Source organism: Hymenobacter wooponensis (assembly GCF_004745865.1).
GTDB lineage: Bacteria > Bacteroidota > Bacteroidia > Cytophagales > Hymenobacteraceae > Hymenobacter > Hymenobacter wooponensis.
This window is the reverse complement of sequence record NZ_SRKZ01000005.1, coordinates 231,425-249,000: the sequence shown is the minus strand read 5'-3', so window position 1 is coordinate 249,000 and position 17,576 is coordinate 231,425. Positions and strand designations below refer to the sequence as shown.

Annotated in this window: 13 protein-coding genes; 12 read left to right on the top strand and 1 reads right to left on the bottom strand. The window is 52.5% G+C overall.

Annotation, left to right across the window (positions count from 1 at the left end; all coding sequences use genetic code 11):
* Positions 1–61: 61 nt before the first annotated feature.
* The 12 genes from EU557_RS18130 to EU557_RS18080 all read left to right on the top strand — a co-directional run bounded on the left by EU557_RS18130 (position 62) and on the right by EU557_RS18080 (position 16,657).
* Positions 62–1,129, top strand: coding sequence for a cytochrome c oxidase subunit II (locus EU557_RS18130; protein WP_135531884.1), 1,068 nt, complete (start codon positions 62–64; stop codon positions 1,127–1,129).
* 25 nt (positions 1,130–1,154) lie between these two features.
* Complete coding sequence (locus tag EU557_RS18125; RefSeq protein ID WP_245326316.1) at positions 1,155–3,014, top strand: cytochrome c oxidase subunit I; 1,860 nt, start codon at positions 1,155–1,157, stop codon at positions 3,012–3,014.
* A gap of 162 nt (positions 3,015–3,176) precedes the next feature.
* A complete protein-coding gene (locus EU557_RS18120; protein WP_135532080.1) occupies positions 3,177–4,256 on the top strand; it encodes a COX15/CtaA family protein in 1,080 nt (359 codons plus the stop codon).
* A 53-nt stretch (positions 4,257–4,309) separates the two neighbouring features.
* Positions 4,310–5,161, top strand: coding sequence for a heme o synthase (gene cyoE, locus EU557_RS18115; RefSeq protein ID WP_135531883.1), 852 nt, complete (start codon positions 4,310–4,312; stop codon positions 5,159–5,161).
* 144 nt (positions 5,162–5,305) lie between these two features.
* Positions 5,306–5,893: a cytochrome c oxidase subunit 3 gene (locus EU557_RS18110; protein ID WP_135531882.1), complete on the top strand. Its 588-nt coding sequence runs from the start codon at positions 5,306–5,308 to the stop codon at positions 5,891–5,893.
* A 24-nt stretch (positions 5,894–5,917) separates the two neighbouring features.
* The gene (locus tag EU557_RS18105) at positions 5,918–6,691 is read left to right on the top strand and encodes a cytochrome c oxidase subunit 3 (RefSeq protein WP_135531881.1); all 774 of its coding nucleotides are present in this window, start codon (positions 5,918–5,920) and stop codon (positions 6,689–6,691) included.
* Positions 6,692–6,761: 70 nt separating this feature from the next.
* Positions 6,762–7,103, top strand: a complete 342-nt coding sequence (locus EU557_RS18100) for a cytochrome C oxidase subunit IV family protein (RefSeq protein ID WP_135531880.1) — start codon at positions 6,762–6,764, stop codon at positions 7,101–7,103.
* A gap of 27 nt (positions 7,104–7,130) precedes the next feature.
* Positions 7,131–7,769: an SCO family protein gene (locus tag EU557_RS18095; RefSeq protein ID WP_210116079.1), complete on the top strand. Its 639-nt coding sequence runs from the start codon at positions 7,131–7,133 to the stop codon at positions 7,767–7,769.
* Entirely contained in the window at positions 7,756–8,310 is a 555-nt protein-coding gene (locus EU557_RS18090) for a DUF420 domain-containing protein (protein WP_135531878.1), read from the top strand. The genes EU557_RS18095 and EU557_RS18090 overlap by 14 nt, the downstream gene beginning before the upstream one ends.
* A 202-nt stretch (positions 8,311–8,512) precedes the next feature.
* Entirely contained in the window at positions 8,513–8,683 is a 171-nt protein-coding gene (locus EU557_RS25565) for a hypothetical protein (RefSeq protein WP_167855264.1), read from the top strand.
* Between the two features lie 401 nt (positions 8,684–9,084).
* Positions 9,085–12,804, top strand: coding sequence for a sensor histidine kinase (locus EU557_RS18085; RefSeq protein WP_135531877.1), 3,720 nt, complete (start codon positions 9,085–9,087; stop codon positions 12,802–12,804).
* Positions 12,805–12,871: 67 nt separating this feature from the next.
* Positions 12,872–16,657, top strand: coding sequence for a hypothetical protein (locus EU557_RS18080; protein ID WP_135531876.1), 3,786 nt, complete (start codon positions 12,872–12,874; stop codon positions 16,655–16,657).
* A 31-nt stretch (positions 16,658–16,688) separates the two neighbouring features.
* Here EU557_RS18080 and EU557_RS18075 read toward each other — a convergent pair whose 3' ends face one another.
* Positions 16,689–17,558, bottom strand: coding sequence for a hypothetical protein (locus EU557_RS18075; protein WP_135531875.1), 870 nt, complete (start codon positions 17,556–17,558; stop codon positions 16,689–16,691).
* Between the last annotated feature and the right edge of the window lie 18 nt (positions 17,559–17,576).

Below are 17,576 nucleotides of genomic sequence, written 5' to 3'. Positions count from 1 at the left end.
AGACTACAAAGGCCTGACTTCTCACCTCTAATCTCTCACAGTTTCAGCTTACCCTTTTCTCATGACTGCACTTGGTATTCTTCTGGTATTGGCGTTACTGCTGGTCGTATTCGGCCTGCTGTTCCGTCTCCAGATTCTGACTTCCATCTTTTCGGGTAGTACAACACGCGAAGTTGGAGTAAGTAACCGTGTTAACGCCATCCTTTTCATCGTCTTTATGATTGTGGGTGGAGCAGCTTTCGCTTGGTCATTTGTCGATAACTTCGATAAGATGAACCCACCGATTGCATCCGTTCACGGGCACGCTACTGAGCGAATGTTCTGGACGACAATGATCATCCTGGGCATTGTATTTACGCTCACTCACATTCTGTTGTTTGTCTACTCCTACAAGTATCAGCATAAGGAGGGACGTCGTGCTTTCTTCTTCCCTCACAACAACAAGATTGAGATCATCTGGACTCTCATCCCAGCTGTAGTGATGGCGGGCCTGGTATTCGCAGGTTGGAAAGAGTGGTCACGTATAACTGGTCCTGCTCCTAAAGATGCAGTGGTATTGGAAGTAATGGGCAAGCAGTTTAACTGGCTTGTACGTTACCCCGGCCGTGACCAAAAATTAGGTATGGTTAACTACCGCTTGATCGACGCTACCAACGAATTTGGTTTTGACCTGAGTGATCAGAGTGGCCTAGATGACTTTGTAGCTCCCGAGATTCACGTACCTAAAGGCCATCCAGTGTTGTTACGCATTCGTTCACGTGATGTGTTACACGCTGTATACATGCCGCACTTCCGCGTGCAGATGTACGCTGTACCCGGCATGCCTACAAAGTTCTGGTTTACTCCTACTAAGTCTACCGATGAGATGCGGGCGCAGACGGGCAATCCAAAGTTCAACTATGAACTAGCTTGTAACCAGATCTGTGGTCGTGGTCACTTCGCAATGAAGCTGAACATTGTAGTCGATGAACCAGATGACTATGTTGCGTGGTTCTCTCAGCAGAAGTCTTTCTCGGAGCAGAATCCAGATGTACTGGCTAGCTTCAAGCAAAAGACGAATAAGTTAGCTAGCAAGGAAGCGGCTATTCCTGCCGCCGCAGTAGTACCTGCTGCTAAAGCTTCGCTTTAATCTACTTTAAACGCACGCTTCTCATATGGCTGCTAATCTTCCTAACCAAGCTCAAGTGCAGGGTGGGGCCGGTGTAACCGAGCCTGGCATCTCGCATAATGAGCATACGCACCACGACGAGCACCACGAGCAAGGCTTCTTGTCGAAGTACGTATTCAGCACCGACCACAAGACCATTGCCAAGCAGTTCCTGATTACAGGTATGCTGTGGGCAATAGTTGGTGGTACGCTTTCGAGCCTTTTCCGTCTACAGCTAGGCTGGCCAGAATCCACGTTTGAATGGCTGCAGCCAGTACTCGGCAAGTGGATTGAAGCTGGTAAGCTCAACCCCGAGTTCTACCTGGCGCTGGTGACCATGCACGGCACCATTATGGTGTTCTTCGTGCTCACGGCGGGCCTGTCGGGCACGTTCTCCAACTTCCTGATTCCGCTGCAGATTGGGGCCCGCGACATGGCCTCAGGCTTCATGAACATGCTCTCGTATTGGTTCTTCTTTATTTCCAGCGTTATCATGTTTGTGTCCCTGTTCATTGAGACAGGACCTGCGGCAGCTGGTTGGACAATTTATCCGCCACTGAGTGCGTTGCCCCAGGCCATTCCGGGGTCGGGGGCCGGTATGACACTGTGGTTGGTTTCGATGGCTTTGTTCATTGTGTCGCAGCTATTGGGAGGCGTGAACTACATCACCACGGTCATCAACCTACGCACCCAGGGCATGAGCATGAGCAAACTGCCGCTGACTATCTGGGCCTTTTTCCTGACGGCCATTCTCGGCCTGCTGGCCTTTCCGGTACTGTTCTCGGCGGCTCTGCTGCTGATCTTCGACCGCTCGTTTGGCACGTCCTTCTTTCTGTCTGATATCTACATCGCCGGGCAGGCATTGCCTAACACTGGTGGTTCGCCTATCCTGTTTCAGCACCTGTTCTGGTTCCTAGGCCACCCCGAGGTGTACATCGTGATTATGCCCGCCATGGGCATGGTTTCCGAAATCCTCGCTACCAACTCGCGTAAGCCTATCTTCGGCTACCGCGCCATGATTGGCTCTCTGCTGGGTATCTCGTTGCTCTCGTTCGTTGTGTGGGCTCACCACATGTTCGTGACGGGCATGAACCCTTTCCTCGGCTCAGTCTTCATGTTCCTAACACTGATTATTGCAGTGCCTTCAGCTGTGAAGACGTTCAACTGGTTGGCCACCCTGTGGCGCGGTAACATCCGCTTCACGGCCGCCATGCTGTTCTCGATTGGCTTCGTGTCTCTGTTCATCGCTGGTGGTTTGACGGGTATCGTTTTAGGTAACGCTGCTCTCGACATCCAGATGCACAACACCTACTTTGTGGTAGCTCACTTCCACTTAGTAATGGGTAGCTCGGCTTTCTTTGGTCTCTTTGCTGGCGTGTATCACTGGTTCCCGAAGATGTTTGGCCGTCACTTAGATGAGAAGCTGGGTTACGTACACTTCTGGCTCACCTTCCTTGGTGTATACCTTGTGTTCCTGCCCATGCACTATGTAGGTATTGCTGGTTTCCCTCGTCGTTATTACGCTTGGACTGGCTTCGATACCTTCAGCCAGTTTGCTAACTTGAACAAGTTTATTTCGGTGGCCGCTATTCTGGCATTCTTTGCTCAGTTTGTGTTCGTCTTTAACTTCTTCTACAGCATCTTCCGTGGTCGTCGTGCCAGCGAGAACCCTTGGCGTTCAACCACGCTGGAGTGGACTACTCCAGTTGTTCCTGGTCACGGCAACTGGCCTGGCGCTATTCCTGCTGTACACCGTTGGCCCTATGATTATAGTAAGCCAGGTGCTGCTGATGATTTCATCCCGCAGAACGTTCCTTACTCGCAGACGCAGTCTTCAAACCTGCCTTACGAGAAGGAGATGGAGTAGTAACCATTTGGTTATAGCATGACAAATGGGCCGCTGTGTTTATGGCGGCCCATTTGTCTTTTAACGCAACCGCATCGGCTTAGTCGGTGTCGGTTTTTTGCGTTTCATGAAGCAAACTCTTAATAAAGATTGTTTGCTAAGTATCAACCGTTCTTCTTCGACATGTCTGGTTCTGACTACGTTCGTCGTTTTCGCTTTATAGGAATTTTAACAGTAGTTGCTGTCTACATATTGATTTTAGTCGGCGGGATTGTACGCAGTACGGGTTCTGGAATGGGCTGTCCAGACTGGCCTAGGTGCTTCGGTACATGGGTACCACCGACTGATATTAGTCAGCTTCCGTCTAACTATAAGGAGATATATACCGCTCAACGAGTTGAAAAGAATAAGAAGCTGGCGGCTAAACTGGAGCGTATGGGCTTCCATCAGGTAGCCGGAGACATTTTTGCTCACCCTACTCAGTATATCGAAACGGATTTTAACCCTGTCAAAACTTGGATTGAGTACGTCAACCGTTTGGTAGGAGCTTTAATTGGCGTTTTCGTATTTTTGACTGTAGTATTTGCGGTGCCTTACTGGAAACAGGATAGAGTTGTATTCTGGCTTGCGTTTGGCTCTTTCCTGCTTACGGGAGTACAGGGTTGGCTTGGCTCATTGGTGGTATCAACCAACCTACTGCCTATCATGGTGACAATTCATATGGGTCTGGCATTGCTAATTGTAGCACTGCTTATTTATGCCGTCGACCGTTCGCAGAGAATACACGTGGTAGTGCAACCAGTGCGGGCTATTCCTGGACTTACGGCTTGGCTATGGTTTGCCATTATGCTCACCTTCGGGCAAATTGTGTTGGGCACACAGGTGCGGGAGCAAATTGATATGGTAGCATTCAGCAACAACTACTTGAATCGGGCTGAGTGGGTAAGCCAGCTGGGTGGTTCTTTCCGCTTCCACCGTACTTTTTCGGCTCTGCTACTCCTGGTTAATGTTTATCTGGCCTACCGCTTATACCTATTGCCTTCCCGTAAGCTACACGTAATGGCTACTGCTGTGCTCGCCTGTATTGGGCTGGAAATACTCGCAGGTATAATACTGGCTTATTTCTCCTTTCCCGCAGTTGTGCAGCCAGTGCATCTCACAATAGCCACATTGCTGTTCGGGGCGCAGTTTATTGCCCTGGTCGACTATCGACGGGCCACTAAATTGCAGCAGCAGACCGCTATTCCGGCCGTTGTTGCGTAACTTTGCGGCCCCGTTCCGGGTGCATTCAACCCGGTCACTTGTTTGTACAATTGATGAGTAAAGCCAGGGCGTATTTTCAGTTAATCAAATTCCGGCTGGCGCTGACAGTAGCCTTTTCAAGCGCTATCGGGTATTTGCTGGGAGCCCATGAGCTGGACTGGGGCAAAGCTGTTTTGGTTATGCTAGGTGGCCTAGCCGTTACAGGTTCCGCCAATACCATCAACCAGATCTTCGAGATTGAGCTTGATAAGCAAATGAAGCGCACCGCCAAGCGCCCGTTGCCCATGGGTGTGCTATCGGTGGCAGAGGCTTGGGTATTTACTGCTGTATTAGGAGTAATAGGACTAGGCCTGCTTACCTATTTCTTCAATCCTCTGGCCGCTGCCTTGTCGTTGGTATCATTGATCCTGTACGGCTTTATTTACACCCCTCTTAAAACGATTTCGCCGATCTGCGTGGCGGTAGGAGCTATTCCAGGCGGCTTACCGCCGCTAATTGGTTGGGTTGCTGCTACTGGCTATTTGGGTGTGGAAGGCTGGATACTGTTCGGAATCCAGTTTATGTGGCAGTTCCCGCACTTTTGGGCCATTGCTTGGGTGTTGGACGACGACTACAAGAAGGCTGGATTTAAGATGCTGCCTACACCAGGTAAAAAGGACCTGCGCACTGCTTTCCAAATCATGACCTATACGCTTGTCCTGATTCCGTTGAGCCTACTGCCTTTCTACTTCGGGATGACGAATACTACATACCCTATGGTAGCGGCTATTTGTGGGGTATTGTTTCTGATGCAAACGTTTTACTTGATGCGCACGGTTAGCAAAAAGGCTGCAATGAGCATCATGTTTGGTTCTTTTCTCTACCTGCCAATTGTACAAATTGCCCTCGTTCTTGATCGAATGTAGGTCATGCACACCAGTGGGAGCAGCAGGAAATAAAGCCGTGCTTCTGGCTTTTAACGCGCACAAATCCAAGCTGCTATTTGTTCTTCAATAGCAGGCCTAGGAATCAGCTAGGCGGCTTTTTGGTACTTCTAACACAACAATCTTATGCATCCTGCAGAAGCTTTGAATAGTAAGCAGCCCGCCACGGGTGTCCACCCACTGCGGTTCCTGCTCTGGCTCATGATGGTGAGTATCACCATGATTTTTGCAGCCTATACCAGCGCTTATATTGTGCGGCGCGAAGAAGGTAACTGGCTGGAGTTTGACTTGCCGGCTGGTTTCCTGATTACCACCTGTATCATCGTTGTCAGCTCGGCCACTATGCAGTGGGCGTGGTTTGCAGCGCGCAAAGATGAAGTGAACCAAGCTCGTATTGGGCTGCTACTTACCTTCTTGCTAGGAGTAGCCTTTTTGGCTGGTCAGTGGGCAATGTGGGGACAGCTGGTAGACAACCGGATCTTTTTTGGCGGCACCGATGCCAACCCTTCCGGCTCTTTTCTGTATGTATTAACCGGAGTACACGGTTTTCACTTGATTACGGGCCTCATCTTTTTGTTGGTGGTGCTACGTAAAAGCTTTAACTATCAGGTGCATTCACGTCAAATGCTCTCTATTGGCAACGTGACCATTTACTGGCACTTCCTCGGCGCGCTTTGGTTGTACCTGTATTTGTTCCTACTTTTGAACCACTAGATTTTCGTCAACCCCCCGCACGCTATGTCCACCATTTCCACGACGCAGACGATTCCTGATTCCGCCCTGGATAAGCCGCGCACCGGCACCTGGGATGGAGGGAACGAGCCCTTCAAAGCCAGCTATGGTAAGCTGATGATGTGGTTCTTCCTGCTGTCGGACGCTTTCACGTTCGCCGCTTTCCTGACCACTTATGGCCTGATCCGTCACCGCTACGCTGCGTTTGACGAAAAAATTCACGGCGCATTCAAGTTCTCTACTGACTATTGGCCTGTACCAGATAAGGTGTTCAATGCCTTCCCTGGCCTACACGGCATGGACGTTCCACTGGGCTTTGTGGCCTTGATGACGATGATCCTGATCTTTAGCTCAGTAACGATGGTACTGGCTGTAGAAGCTGGCCACCGGATGGATAAAGCTGACGTGCAGAAATGGTTGCTTTGGACTATCCTGTTTGGGGCTACGTTCTTGAGCTCTCAGGCCTGGGAGTGGAGCCACTTCATTGGTGGTCACGAGGAGCCAACTATCATGGCCGATGGCACTCGTTTCTTTGGGGCCAACCTGACCATGAACCAGTATGGTCCTGTGCTGTTCGCTGACCTGTTCTTCTTCATTACGGGCTTCCACGGTACGCACGTATTCTCGGGCGTTTGCCTGCTGGTATACTGCTTCATTGCTACTACCAACGGTACCTTCGAAAAGCGTGGCCACTACGAAATGGTGGAGAAAGTAGGCCTGTACTGGCACTTTGTAGACTTGGTGTGGGTATTCGTCTTCACCTTCTTCTACCTCGTTTAAACCTCATTTATACCCAGGTAGCTATTGACTTTCGAGTTGAAGCTACCTGGGTTTGATTTTCCTTACCACAATGGCTAATCACGTAAACACAGCTCCTGCGCAGGTAGGAGAAATTCCGAAGCCTAACACGGGCTGGATCTGGAAGACGTTCTTTGTTTTGGTTGGTATCACGGCACTGGAATTCGTGTTCGTGTTTGCCATGGATCCAAGCACACTGCGTAACTCGATCTTTATCATCCTGACGATCTTCAAAGCCTTCTTTATTGTGGCTGAGTTCATGCACCTGAAGCATGAAACGAAAGGACTCATCTGGAGTATCATGATTCCAATGGCCCTGCTAATCTGGCTACTTGTAGCTCTGGTTACCGAGGGTAATGCCATCGGTGCTGCCGTCGATAACATCGTAACCTAACGGATGAGGCCCAAACAAACACTTGTCTTGGGCCTCATTCTGCTGGTTCCGGTTTTAGCTTTTCTGTTTCTGAAAAGCTTTGGAACTAACCGTTACGCGCTGCCAACTTATCTGCCCGACTATGTGGATTCAACACAGGTCGACGGGAAGTGGCAGCGCGATACTGTTTTCCACCAAGTCGGTGACTTCCGGTTGCCGGCACAATCGGGGCGGGAGGTTTCGCAATCGGAACTGGCAGATAAGGGTCTTTACGTGGCAAGCTTCTTTGAGACTGGCAGTGCAGACTACCAGCGGCTGAATACGCAGCTGATGCGCGTACAAGAGAAGTTCCGACGGGAACCCCGCGTTAAAATGGCCTCATTCAGCGCTGATCCAGCGCATGATTCGGTAGCAGTACTGTCTCGTTATGCTGAGCAGTATGGCGCCATTGCCGGAAAGTGGTTCTTCCTGACGGGCGACGAAGCCACCTTGAACAAAGTGGCTACACAGGAGTTTAGATTATCTCCTGCAGCCGGCACGAGCGGCGGATTACAGCACGGTCAGCGGGTGTTTTTGGTTGATAAAGACCGCCGCGTGCGTGGCATCTATGATGGCACCAGCGAGAAGGAAATCAATCGGCTCATGACCGAAATTGAAGTGTTGCTTTACACCTATGACCACGAATAATTCAGCCGTTAATCCCGGCAATTTCACAAAGTACAAGGTATTAGCGGCTGTGTTGGGGGCGGTAATCCCGGTAGCAGTGGCAGTGCTGTACTTCTTTCCAGACGTGTTTCGGATTGAGGGGGCGCAAGTAAAATCGTTACCGAAGGTAAATGCGGTCCTCAACTCTTTGACGGCTGTGTTCCTGATGATTGGATATTACTTTATCCGGCGCAAAAATGTGGCACGCCATCGGGCCATGATGGGGATAGCCTTCCTTCTGGGCTCCTTATTCTTGGTATCGTATGTGGCCTACCACTCGCAGGTGCCAAGCACCAAGTTTGGGGGCACGGGCCTAATTAAAGGCGTTTACTATTTCATTCTGCTGACTCACATTGTACTGGCTGCCGTTACGGTAGGCCTGGTGCTATTTACGCTATACTTTGCCCTAACCGAGCAGTTTCAGAAGCACCGGCGGATTGCCCGCTGGACGTATCCTATCTGGCTGTATGTGTCCGTAACGGGAGTAATAGTGTATTTTATGATTGCGCCTTACTATACCTGATAACAGGGAATTGTTTGGCTGCCTCAGTGTTGTGGTATAAAGAGGCCTACGGATGGCAAAGGAACGGCACTCGTAGCGCTCAACCAATCTTTGTATTTGAAGTTGTACTAGGATGAAAAAGACTGTATTTGCTGGAGCGTTAGCCATGTTGCTGGGAGTATTACTCAGTGTTTTGCCGCTGAATGTACAAGCCCAGTGTACCATGTGTAAAACTCAGGTAGAAGCTTCCCGTCAGGAGAAAGATGGCTACGATACCACAGGCCTCAATAAAGGCATCTTGTATCTGATGACTATCCCGTATGTACTGATGGGCACTGTCGGCTACTTCTGGTACCGGAATAGCAAGAAGAAAAAAGTAGCTAATAGCCGTTAATCGGGCCGCATTACCGGCACTTGCGCTTGTGCTGCAGCAGTGTCTGCGTTTTCATTGCGGGTGTCTGTTTAAATCTTCGGCGCTCAACCTGGTCTAGTAATATTTACGGTCTTGGTGTTGCTGTATTAGTTATCCCGCCACTCACCGGTGTGGATATATACTACAGCAGAGGCTATAGCTATGCTGATGCTCACATCGTTATTGTTCCGCTGCGCCAGAGTAATGAGGCTGTATTTCTTTGGGGCGTACACTACGACAGTCACTTTGCGCACACTGCTCCTAGGCACTCAATAGAGGTAAAAGAGCCAAGTTAGGAAATGCCGCCCAAGGGCGGCATTTTTGTTGCTTACTATCAGCGCTTAAGCCCGACCGGGTAGGCCACTCGCTATTCACGCTGAACCTTGAAGTTTATTCGTCTCTCGCCTGTACCATTACTGTTACTGGCCGCCTTATGCTTTATTGGAGCCTACGTAAGCAACCGGTACAGCCGTACGCCGGAGGTTGTGTTGCATTTGGCAGCTTCTCGCTTACAGCAGCAGGTATTAGCGGCGGAAGAAACAGCCAAGCAAGAAGCGGCTGAGCTGGCACAGGATGTAGCTGCCAATGCTATCAGCTTTCAGTCGTTGGTAGGCCATACTACCTACCCAACCTTCATTTTTCGGGGTGAAAAACTGCTGTATTGGTCTGACCATATTGTGCGGCCCGAGCCCGAGCACGCTACGCAGATTTATGAGGACAAGCTGGTAGAAACGCGCTTTGGGCAATTCCTAACCATGCGCCACGTGGCGGGGCCCTACGTGATTCTGACGTATGTGCCCTTGGAATTGGCCTACGGTATTAGCAACCGTTACTTACGAGAAGGATCAGAACGGGCCTTGTTCCGCGACCTGACGGTGCAAATCGTTAAGGAAACCACTACTACCAAGCGGCCCCGCATCTACTCTGAGAACGGCAAGTACCTGTTCTCCATCGAGAGTTTGCAGGCCGACCCCATCACGGGTCGGTACTTGCCGCTAGGCCTGTTGTTAGTGGGGTTTGGGCTTTATCTGGCTGCTTGTTTGCAAGTGGCCCGGCGGTTCTTTAAGAAAGGGCGAGTGGTAGAAGGCGCAGCCACTGTCGTATTGTCGCTGGCTCTGTTTAGAGCGGTCATGCTGTATCTAGGCCTGCCGTTCTCCTTTATTGAGCTGCGGCTGTTTGACCCGCGGGTGTACGCAGCTTCCTGGCTGTCGCCTTCTCTGGGCGACTTGTTGCTGAACGCTATCTTGTTCGTGGTGGCGGCTTACTACACGTTGCTGTTGTTCCGGCGGTACGGGGTACTTCGTTGGACTCAGCACGCCGTTGGTACTCAGCGGTGGATAGTGGGTAGCCTAGCGGTGTTACTCTTCTTTGGGCTGCTAGAGCTGCTGTTTGATTTCTACACCAGCAGTTTTAATAACTCTTTGTTGGTGCTCGACATCACGCAAAGCATTCAGTTCAGCTCCATCAAAGCTCTGCTGTGCTTGGCCATTGTATTGCATACCACCGGGTACCTGATCGGCTTCTACCTGTTGTCGCTGGTGTTCGTGAGTATTGTACGACCCGCTACCCGTCGCCTAGGAATTACGCTGCTGCTATTTTCTACCATTTTTATCTTGCCATTTGGGCTGGTTTTTGGGCAGATTGATCTGATTCTGCTGGGCTTGGCGCTGCTGTTCTTTTTGGTGCTGCGTATTACCGGCCTTAAAACAAGAGGAGCGGTGCTGCCCTATCAGGTGTACCTGTTTATTTTCCTGATGCTGGGGGTTAGCTCCGCCGTGGGGGCCCTAGCACTGTATGAGCACTTTGATCAGCAATTACTGCTCAACAAGCAAACTATTGCCGGAAACCTACTAGTTGATAATGACCTGCAGGGAGAGTACTTGCTGGCTGAGCGCGCCGTGGATATGGCCGAGGACCCTGGGCTGCGGACCATGCTGGCTAGCCCCTTTATCAATATGGACCTTATTCGGCAGAAGGTGGCTAAATACTACCTGCGCGGATATTTCGACAAGTACGAGGTCAATATCACAATTTTCGGCCCCAATGATTTGGCCGTAGGGATGCCAGGCAGCCTGAAGCAGATGCGGGATTACCTGCTTCCGCAGGCGGTGCCCACCGATCATCCGAATATTTATTTGTTGCGGGGAGCCACTTCCTTTGTGAGCCGCCGTTACGCTGCCTTTTTGCCAATACCTATGGCTGAGGGCGACACCAGCCACGTGGTGCTAGAGCTATCCTTGAAAAAGCTTACTGCTAACAGCGTAGTGCCGGAGCTGCTCATGGACCAAAAGTATTTCCAGCCTGGCCTAGGAACCGAACTGAGCTATGCCGGCTACGAAAACAACCGGTTGGTATACAATGAAGGCAACTTTGATTACATAAATCAGCTGCCCAACTCTCTGCTTCAAGATCCGCGCCTCTATACCACAGGCCTATCCATTGATGGCTTCCAGCACTTAGGGGTGCGCGGTCCGAAAGGGCAGCACCGAGTAGTTGTGGTTACAACAGCTACCTACTCTTTTACCGATTGGCTGGCTAACTTTTCTTTCCTGTTCCTGCTGTTCACCTTTTTCTGGGTGCTAGGGCTAGGAGTATATCTGCTGATCAGGGGGCAGTATGTGGAGTTGCTGCGCACCAACTTCAGTACCAAAATTCAGCTATTCCTGAATCTGGGTATTCTGGTACCGCTGCTGGTAGTGAGCATTGCCACGGCTAGTCAGGTAACTAACTCGTATAAGCGCGACCTGCGGCGCCTATACCAACGGCGGGCCCAGGCCGTGCAAGACAACCTACTGAAGAACCGCGACCTGCTGGCTGATTCCGCTAGCCGAGTAGATCTGGTAGAGCTGGCCGAAAACGTATCGGGCCTCACTGAAACCGACCTGAACTTGTACAACTCACAAGGTGAGCTGCTGGTGAGCAGTCAGCCCTTGATATTAGAATCGGGCTTACTGAGCACTCTGATCAACCCCCAGGCCGTGGCCGAGTTGCGGGAAGGTGGCAAACCGCGGGTGCTGCTCACGGAGCGAGCGGGCACGCTTTCTTTCAATGCTCTGTATCTGCCTTTGCGGGCTACGACCACCTCGCCGGGCCGACCTGGTGCTGTGCTGGGCTACGTAGGTATTCCTTTCTTCGACTCGGAAAAGGATTTGGACAACAAGCTTACGGAGTTGATTTCAACCATTCTGAACATCTTCACGGTGATGTTCATCCTGTTTCTGGTGCTGGCTTTTGTGGCCTCCCGCATCCTGACGGAGCCATTGAAGCTAATTACGGAGAAGCTCAAGCAGACTACGCTAACTGGGCAGAACGAACGACTGGCCTACGAATCGGAGGATGAGATTGGGTTGCTGGTACGGGAGTATAACCAAATGCTGTTGAAGCTTGAGGACAGCAAGAAAGAGCTGGCTACGCAAGAAAAAGAAGCCGCTTGGCGCGAAATGGCCCGGCAGGTAGCGCACGAAATCAAGAATCCGCTTACCCCGATGAAGCTGAGCCTGCAGTTCCTGCAAAAAGCCATTCAGGAACAGCGCCCCAACACAGAAGAGCTGATCAGCAAGATCTCCCAGACCCTTATCACCCAGATTGATGTGCTGTCGGATATTGCAACGTCATTCAGCACATTTACCAATTTGCCCGCCATGAAGCCCGAGCGCCTAGATGTGGCGGCCGTGCTGCGTCGTTGCGTAGCCCTGCACCAAGGCGTAGGCAACCGTGATATTCAGGTGAAGGTGCCAGCAGATGCGGAAGATGGCCGTTACGTGGTGTATGCCGATGAAAATTTGCTGGTGCGCACGTTCAACAACTTGTTGATTAACGCAGTGCAAGCTGTACCTGCCGACAGAGTGCCGCACATTGTAGCAAGCATGGAGCTGTTGGAAGGAGACCGAGTGAAAATTTGCATCCAGGATAATGGTAGCGGCATCCCGGATGAGGTGAAGGAGAAGATCTTTGTACCCAACTTCACTACCAAGGAAAAAGGGTCGGGGATAGGCCTAGCGGTAGCGCGGCGCGGGATAGAGAGTGCTGGTGGCGCCATCTGGTTTGAGACCAAGGAGGATGAAGGCACTACCTTCTGCATTGAACTTCCTTTGGCTGGGTAAGTGGCACGAATTCAGCGGCCTTTAACGTTGTGTTAGCTCTAAACTACAGGCCACGTATTTTTACTGAATGAGTAGCAGCTTTCCGCACCTTTTCCTGCGCTTTTGGCTGTTGCTCATTCTGTTGATGGGGGTGAGCGTGGCGTCTACTAGTGCCCAACAGGTATCTCCTGCTAATACGCGGCGGTGTACGTGGGTGCGCTTGTTGCCGAACCGCGATACCACTGAATTTAGTCTGCAGGATACGCTGACTATTGTGCCTGCCTCAGTAGCAATTGATGGGCGGTCAGTGGCCTACGATAGCCGGAGTGGGCGCTACCGTTACATCCGGCCCACTACGCGGTTTCCCTCTCCTGAGCCGGGGCAGCCCGACCTGGTATTGCCAGGTGGCCTAGACTCCGTGCTGGTGTGCTACCGGGTGCTACCAGTACAACTATCGGCGGCTCGGTACCTGCGGCCCCGGCGGCTAATGGATAGCCTGGAGTTTCTGCGGCGGCCATTTGGGCTGGAAGATTTCACCGTGAAGGAACAGATTCTGAGTACACCTGGCATCAACAAAACGGGAAATCTGTCGAGGGGTATTTCCTTCGGTAACACCCAGAACGTGTTCGTTAACTCCTCACTAAACCTACAGCTAGAGGGGCGCCTCACCGATCAGATTACCCTTACAGCGGCTATTTCGGACCAAAATGTGCCGTTCCAGCCAGAGGGCAATACCCAGCAACTGCAAGAGTTTGACCGCATTTTTATCACGCTTACCCATCCTCGCTGGAATTTAACGGCCGGCGATGTGGTGCTGCGCAACAAGCCTGACTACTTCCTGCGGTTCTATAAGAACATTCAGGGCGCAGCCGTAGAGGTGAATTTTGGCCAACTGCCACTGGGTGGTTTTGGAGGCGGCGCGGTAGGCCCCGGTGTCAGCAACCCCCAACTTTTTCAATACCCCAATGCCTCCGGTACCAGCACCGGCACCTTCGTAACGTCCCCGCCCACGGTGCCCGTGAACCCGCCGGCTGCTGGAGCAACCGTACCACTCCCTCCAGACAATACGCAAACAGTTACCACAGTTACTCCCGGCACTGGGGTAGTAGGAGCAGGTGGAGGGCCGCGTAGGCCAGTGTTTGCCACTACTACTGCGGCGGCAGGTGTAGCAAAGGGCAAGTTTGCCAGTATTGACGTGGCTCCTCTGGAAAACGTGCAGGGGCCATATCGGTTGCGTGGCCCAAATGGAGAGCAGTTTATCATTGTGCTGGCTAACTCCGAACGGGTGTACCTGGATGGGCGCTTAATGGTACGGGGCTTCGATTTCGATTATGTCATCGACTACAACCAGGCAGAGGTAACTTTCTCGCCTCGGCACCTGATAACCCGCAATTCACGCATCAAGATTGATTTCGAGTATTCCGACTTCAACTATGCCCGCTCACTGCTTCATGTAAGCCACTACCAGCAAGTAGGCCGCCTGCAGGTGCACGCCAATTTTTATCGGGAGTCTGATAACCCGGATAACTCACCAAACCTAGTGTTGTCGGAGACTGATAAGAGCCTGCTGCGCAACATCGGTGACAATGTGAGCCGGGCCGTAGCGCCGGGGGCAGAACCGCAAGATTACGACCGGCGGCAAGTGCAATACAACCTCAATGAGGTGAATGGCGTGCCCGTGTATGCGTACTCCGACCCGCCTGACTCTACCCGTAAGGTGTACAACGTGCGGTTCACGAATGTGGCAACCGGACAGGGGAGTTACAACCTCAGTACCAAGTACCCGAATGCTAACGGGCGGGTGTATGAGTACGTGGGGGAGGGCAAGGGCAACTATGCGCCGGTGCGGGTGCTGCCCACGCCTATTCAGAAACAATTGGCCACGCTGGGAGCCAGCTACCGCCTCGACTCCACGAGCACGGTGTTTGTGGACCTGGCTTCCTCGGATCTGGACTTGAACCGTTTCTCGCCTGAATCGGCAAAGGGCCAAGCAATGCGCGTGGGGTATACCATCCAGGACCGGCCAGTGCAGCTGCCTGGCCTAGCGGGCTATAAATTGCGCAGCTCCCTGGATTATGAGTACACCAGCCATCGGTTTTCACCTATTGATCGATACCGAGATATTGAGTTTGACCGCAACTGGAGCGCTTCTACCTCCACTACCACCACCATCAACGGTACGGCTCCTACGCCTAAGGAGGAAAACATTCTGAACTTTAGCCTGGGGGTGGTGAAAGATGCCGATAATGCTATTGGTTACCGCCTGAGCCGCCGTTACCGGGCAGGAGAGGTGAGTGGCCTACAGCACTGGCTGGACGTGGCTCATCAGACCGGCAACGTGCAACTGCGCGGCAGCTTGTTTGTGCTAAACTCAGAAGCAGGCCGGCGCCACTCTAGCTGGGCCCGCGGCGAAGCTACGGCTCGCTACGTGGGTGGCCCAGTAGTACCTGGCTATGCTTACCGCTTCGATAAAAACCGAGTAGCTCTACCTAACGGCGACTCCCTGACTTCGGCTAATTACTTCGATGAGCATGCGCTGTTCGTGCAAAGCCGCGACTCCGCCCGCACCCGCTTCCGCCTCGACTATAGCTACCGCCGCGACCAGGCCCCCAACCCCGACCAGAAGGCGCTACGTGAGCGGGGCCGGGCCCAAACCTGGCAGGGCACCATGGCCACGCGCTTAGGCAGCTCCCAGGAGTTCTCCCTGCTGGCAACCTACCGCGACCTGGCCTCCTTAGACAGTGCCCGGCAACGCACCGTGCTCAGCAAACTCGACTGGAATGCCAGCTTCTTCAATAACCTGCTTCGCTCAGAGCTCAGCTACGCAGTGGCTACGGGCCGTGAGCTAAAGCGCGACTACGCCTTTATTGCCGTGCCCAACGGCCAGGGCACCCACTACTACGCCGGCGATACGAACCCCAAAAATGGGCAGCAGGACAAAGCTGAGTTCTTTGAGGCCCAAACGTTGGATGCGCAATACCGCACTCACATAAAAGTGTACCTGCCCACCGATGAGTACATTCTGGCCTTTACTAACCGTTTCAGCTACCGGCTCACTACTAATGCGCCGCGCGGCTGGCGAGAGCAACCTGGCCTACGCAGCATCATCGGGCGGTTCTCGGCTATTACTACCGTCACCCTCGACCGCAAAACGACGGAAAAGAACCTGGGCTCCCGCCTGAATCCCTTCGCCTTCCAGACTGAGGATAGTTTGCTGCTAAGCCTGAATAAGTTGCTTCGCAATACATTGTACTTCAACCGGTCTAACCCAATTTTTGGGGCCGAGTTTACCGTGCAGCAGGCCCAACAGAAGGTGCTCTTGACCCAAGGCTCCGATATCCGCAATCTGGCGAGCCAGAGCCTATTGCTACGCCGTACGCTGGCCCAGTCGCTGACCGGACGCCTTACTACCAGCCGGACTATTCGGCAGAACGCTTCTAACTATTTAGTAGACCGTAATTTCCGGCTACTCCAGTACGAAATTGCTCCTGAACTCAGCTATCAACCCACGCAGGCCCTCCGCTTTACGGGTACTTATCTGCGCACCACCAAGCAAAACACCGCCGGCCCAGAGCTAGACACGCGCGGCACCTTTGATGAAATGGGAGTAGAAACCCGCGTCAGCCAGGTTGGTAAGCGCACCCTGTCGGCTACCACGCGCTACGTGCGGGTGGGGTTTGAGGGGGAGCAGGCTTCATTGGTTGGGCTGGAGATTCTAAATGCCCTGCGCCCCGGCAGTAACTTCACCTGGAATCTGAACCTGGAGCAGCGCCTCAGCAATGGTCTCAACATTACGGTGGCCTACGATGGTCGCAAGGCCAATGGCCTTGCAGCCGTACACACGGGGCGCATGCAAGTAGCGGTCCTTTTCTAGAAAACTACCCGTTGCACGGCCTGAAGGTGGCCTAGCGCCCCCGAACCAGCGTGTATTGCAAAGGGCCGCGTAGCAAATCGGGCTCGGCTACGCGGGCGTTGTAAAGCCGCACAGTGTCTTGGCTGATGGTAAACACGTAATCCTGCTGACGCTTAGTGCCGATGTCGAAAATAAGATTGTCAAGGTTATTTTCTACGGTCACTACAAAGTCGGTGGCTACGTAGTACTGCCGGAAATTATCGAGGCCTTCTACTTGGCCCGTGGGAGAAAACGTAACCTGTTTTTTATTGCCCTTTGCGTCGAGGGCAGTGTACGTGCCCGCCAGCAACTGTTTGTTGACGAAGTACTGCAGACCATCAGAGGGCGCGGAGGTTGACTGCGCTACCCCCCGAATACGGGAATACTGTACCGACTGCAGTAGGCGTTTCTGTTGGTTGTACTTATTAAGTAACAGCACTGTATCGGTGGCACTCGCCCGGTAGGCCAGTTCAAAGAAGTTGGTGGGCTGGGCGTAATCTGACCAAGTAGTGGGCAGGGATGCCGACTGCAAACCGGGCCGCAGAACTACCTGGAAAGTAGCCGCCTCATGATTATTGTAGTTAGCATCTACCAGCAGGCTGTCGCCACTGGCGCGGCGCGGCTGCACCGAAAGAGCCACAATGTCCGTTAGCTTACGAGCTGCTTTCAGCGGTGATTTCGTGCGGGCAACTTCCGTCAGGTAATCTGATTTTACCCAAACCCCTTCTAAGATAGGGGACACCCGGGCTAGGATAGGAGCGGCTGTGGCACTAACAGTAGTAGGGGCAGTGCTTTCCCCGGAGCGAGTGGGGTCGGCGGCCTCAGGCTGGGGCCGTTGGCAGGCTGCCAGCAGGAGTAGGGCGGCTAAGCGGGAGCGTTTCATAGGTGGGAGAGCGTTGGT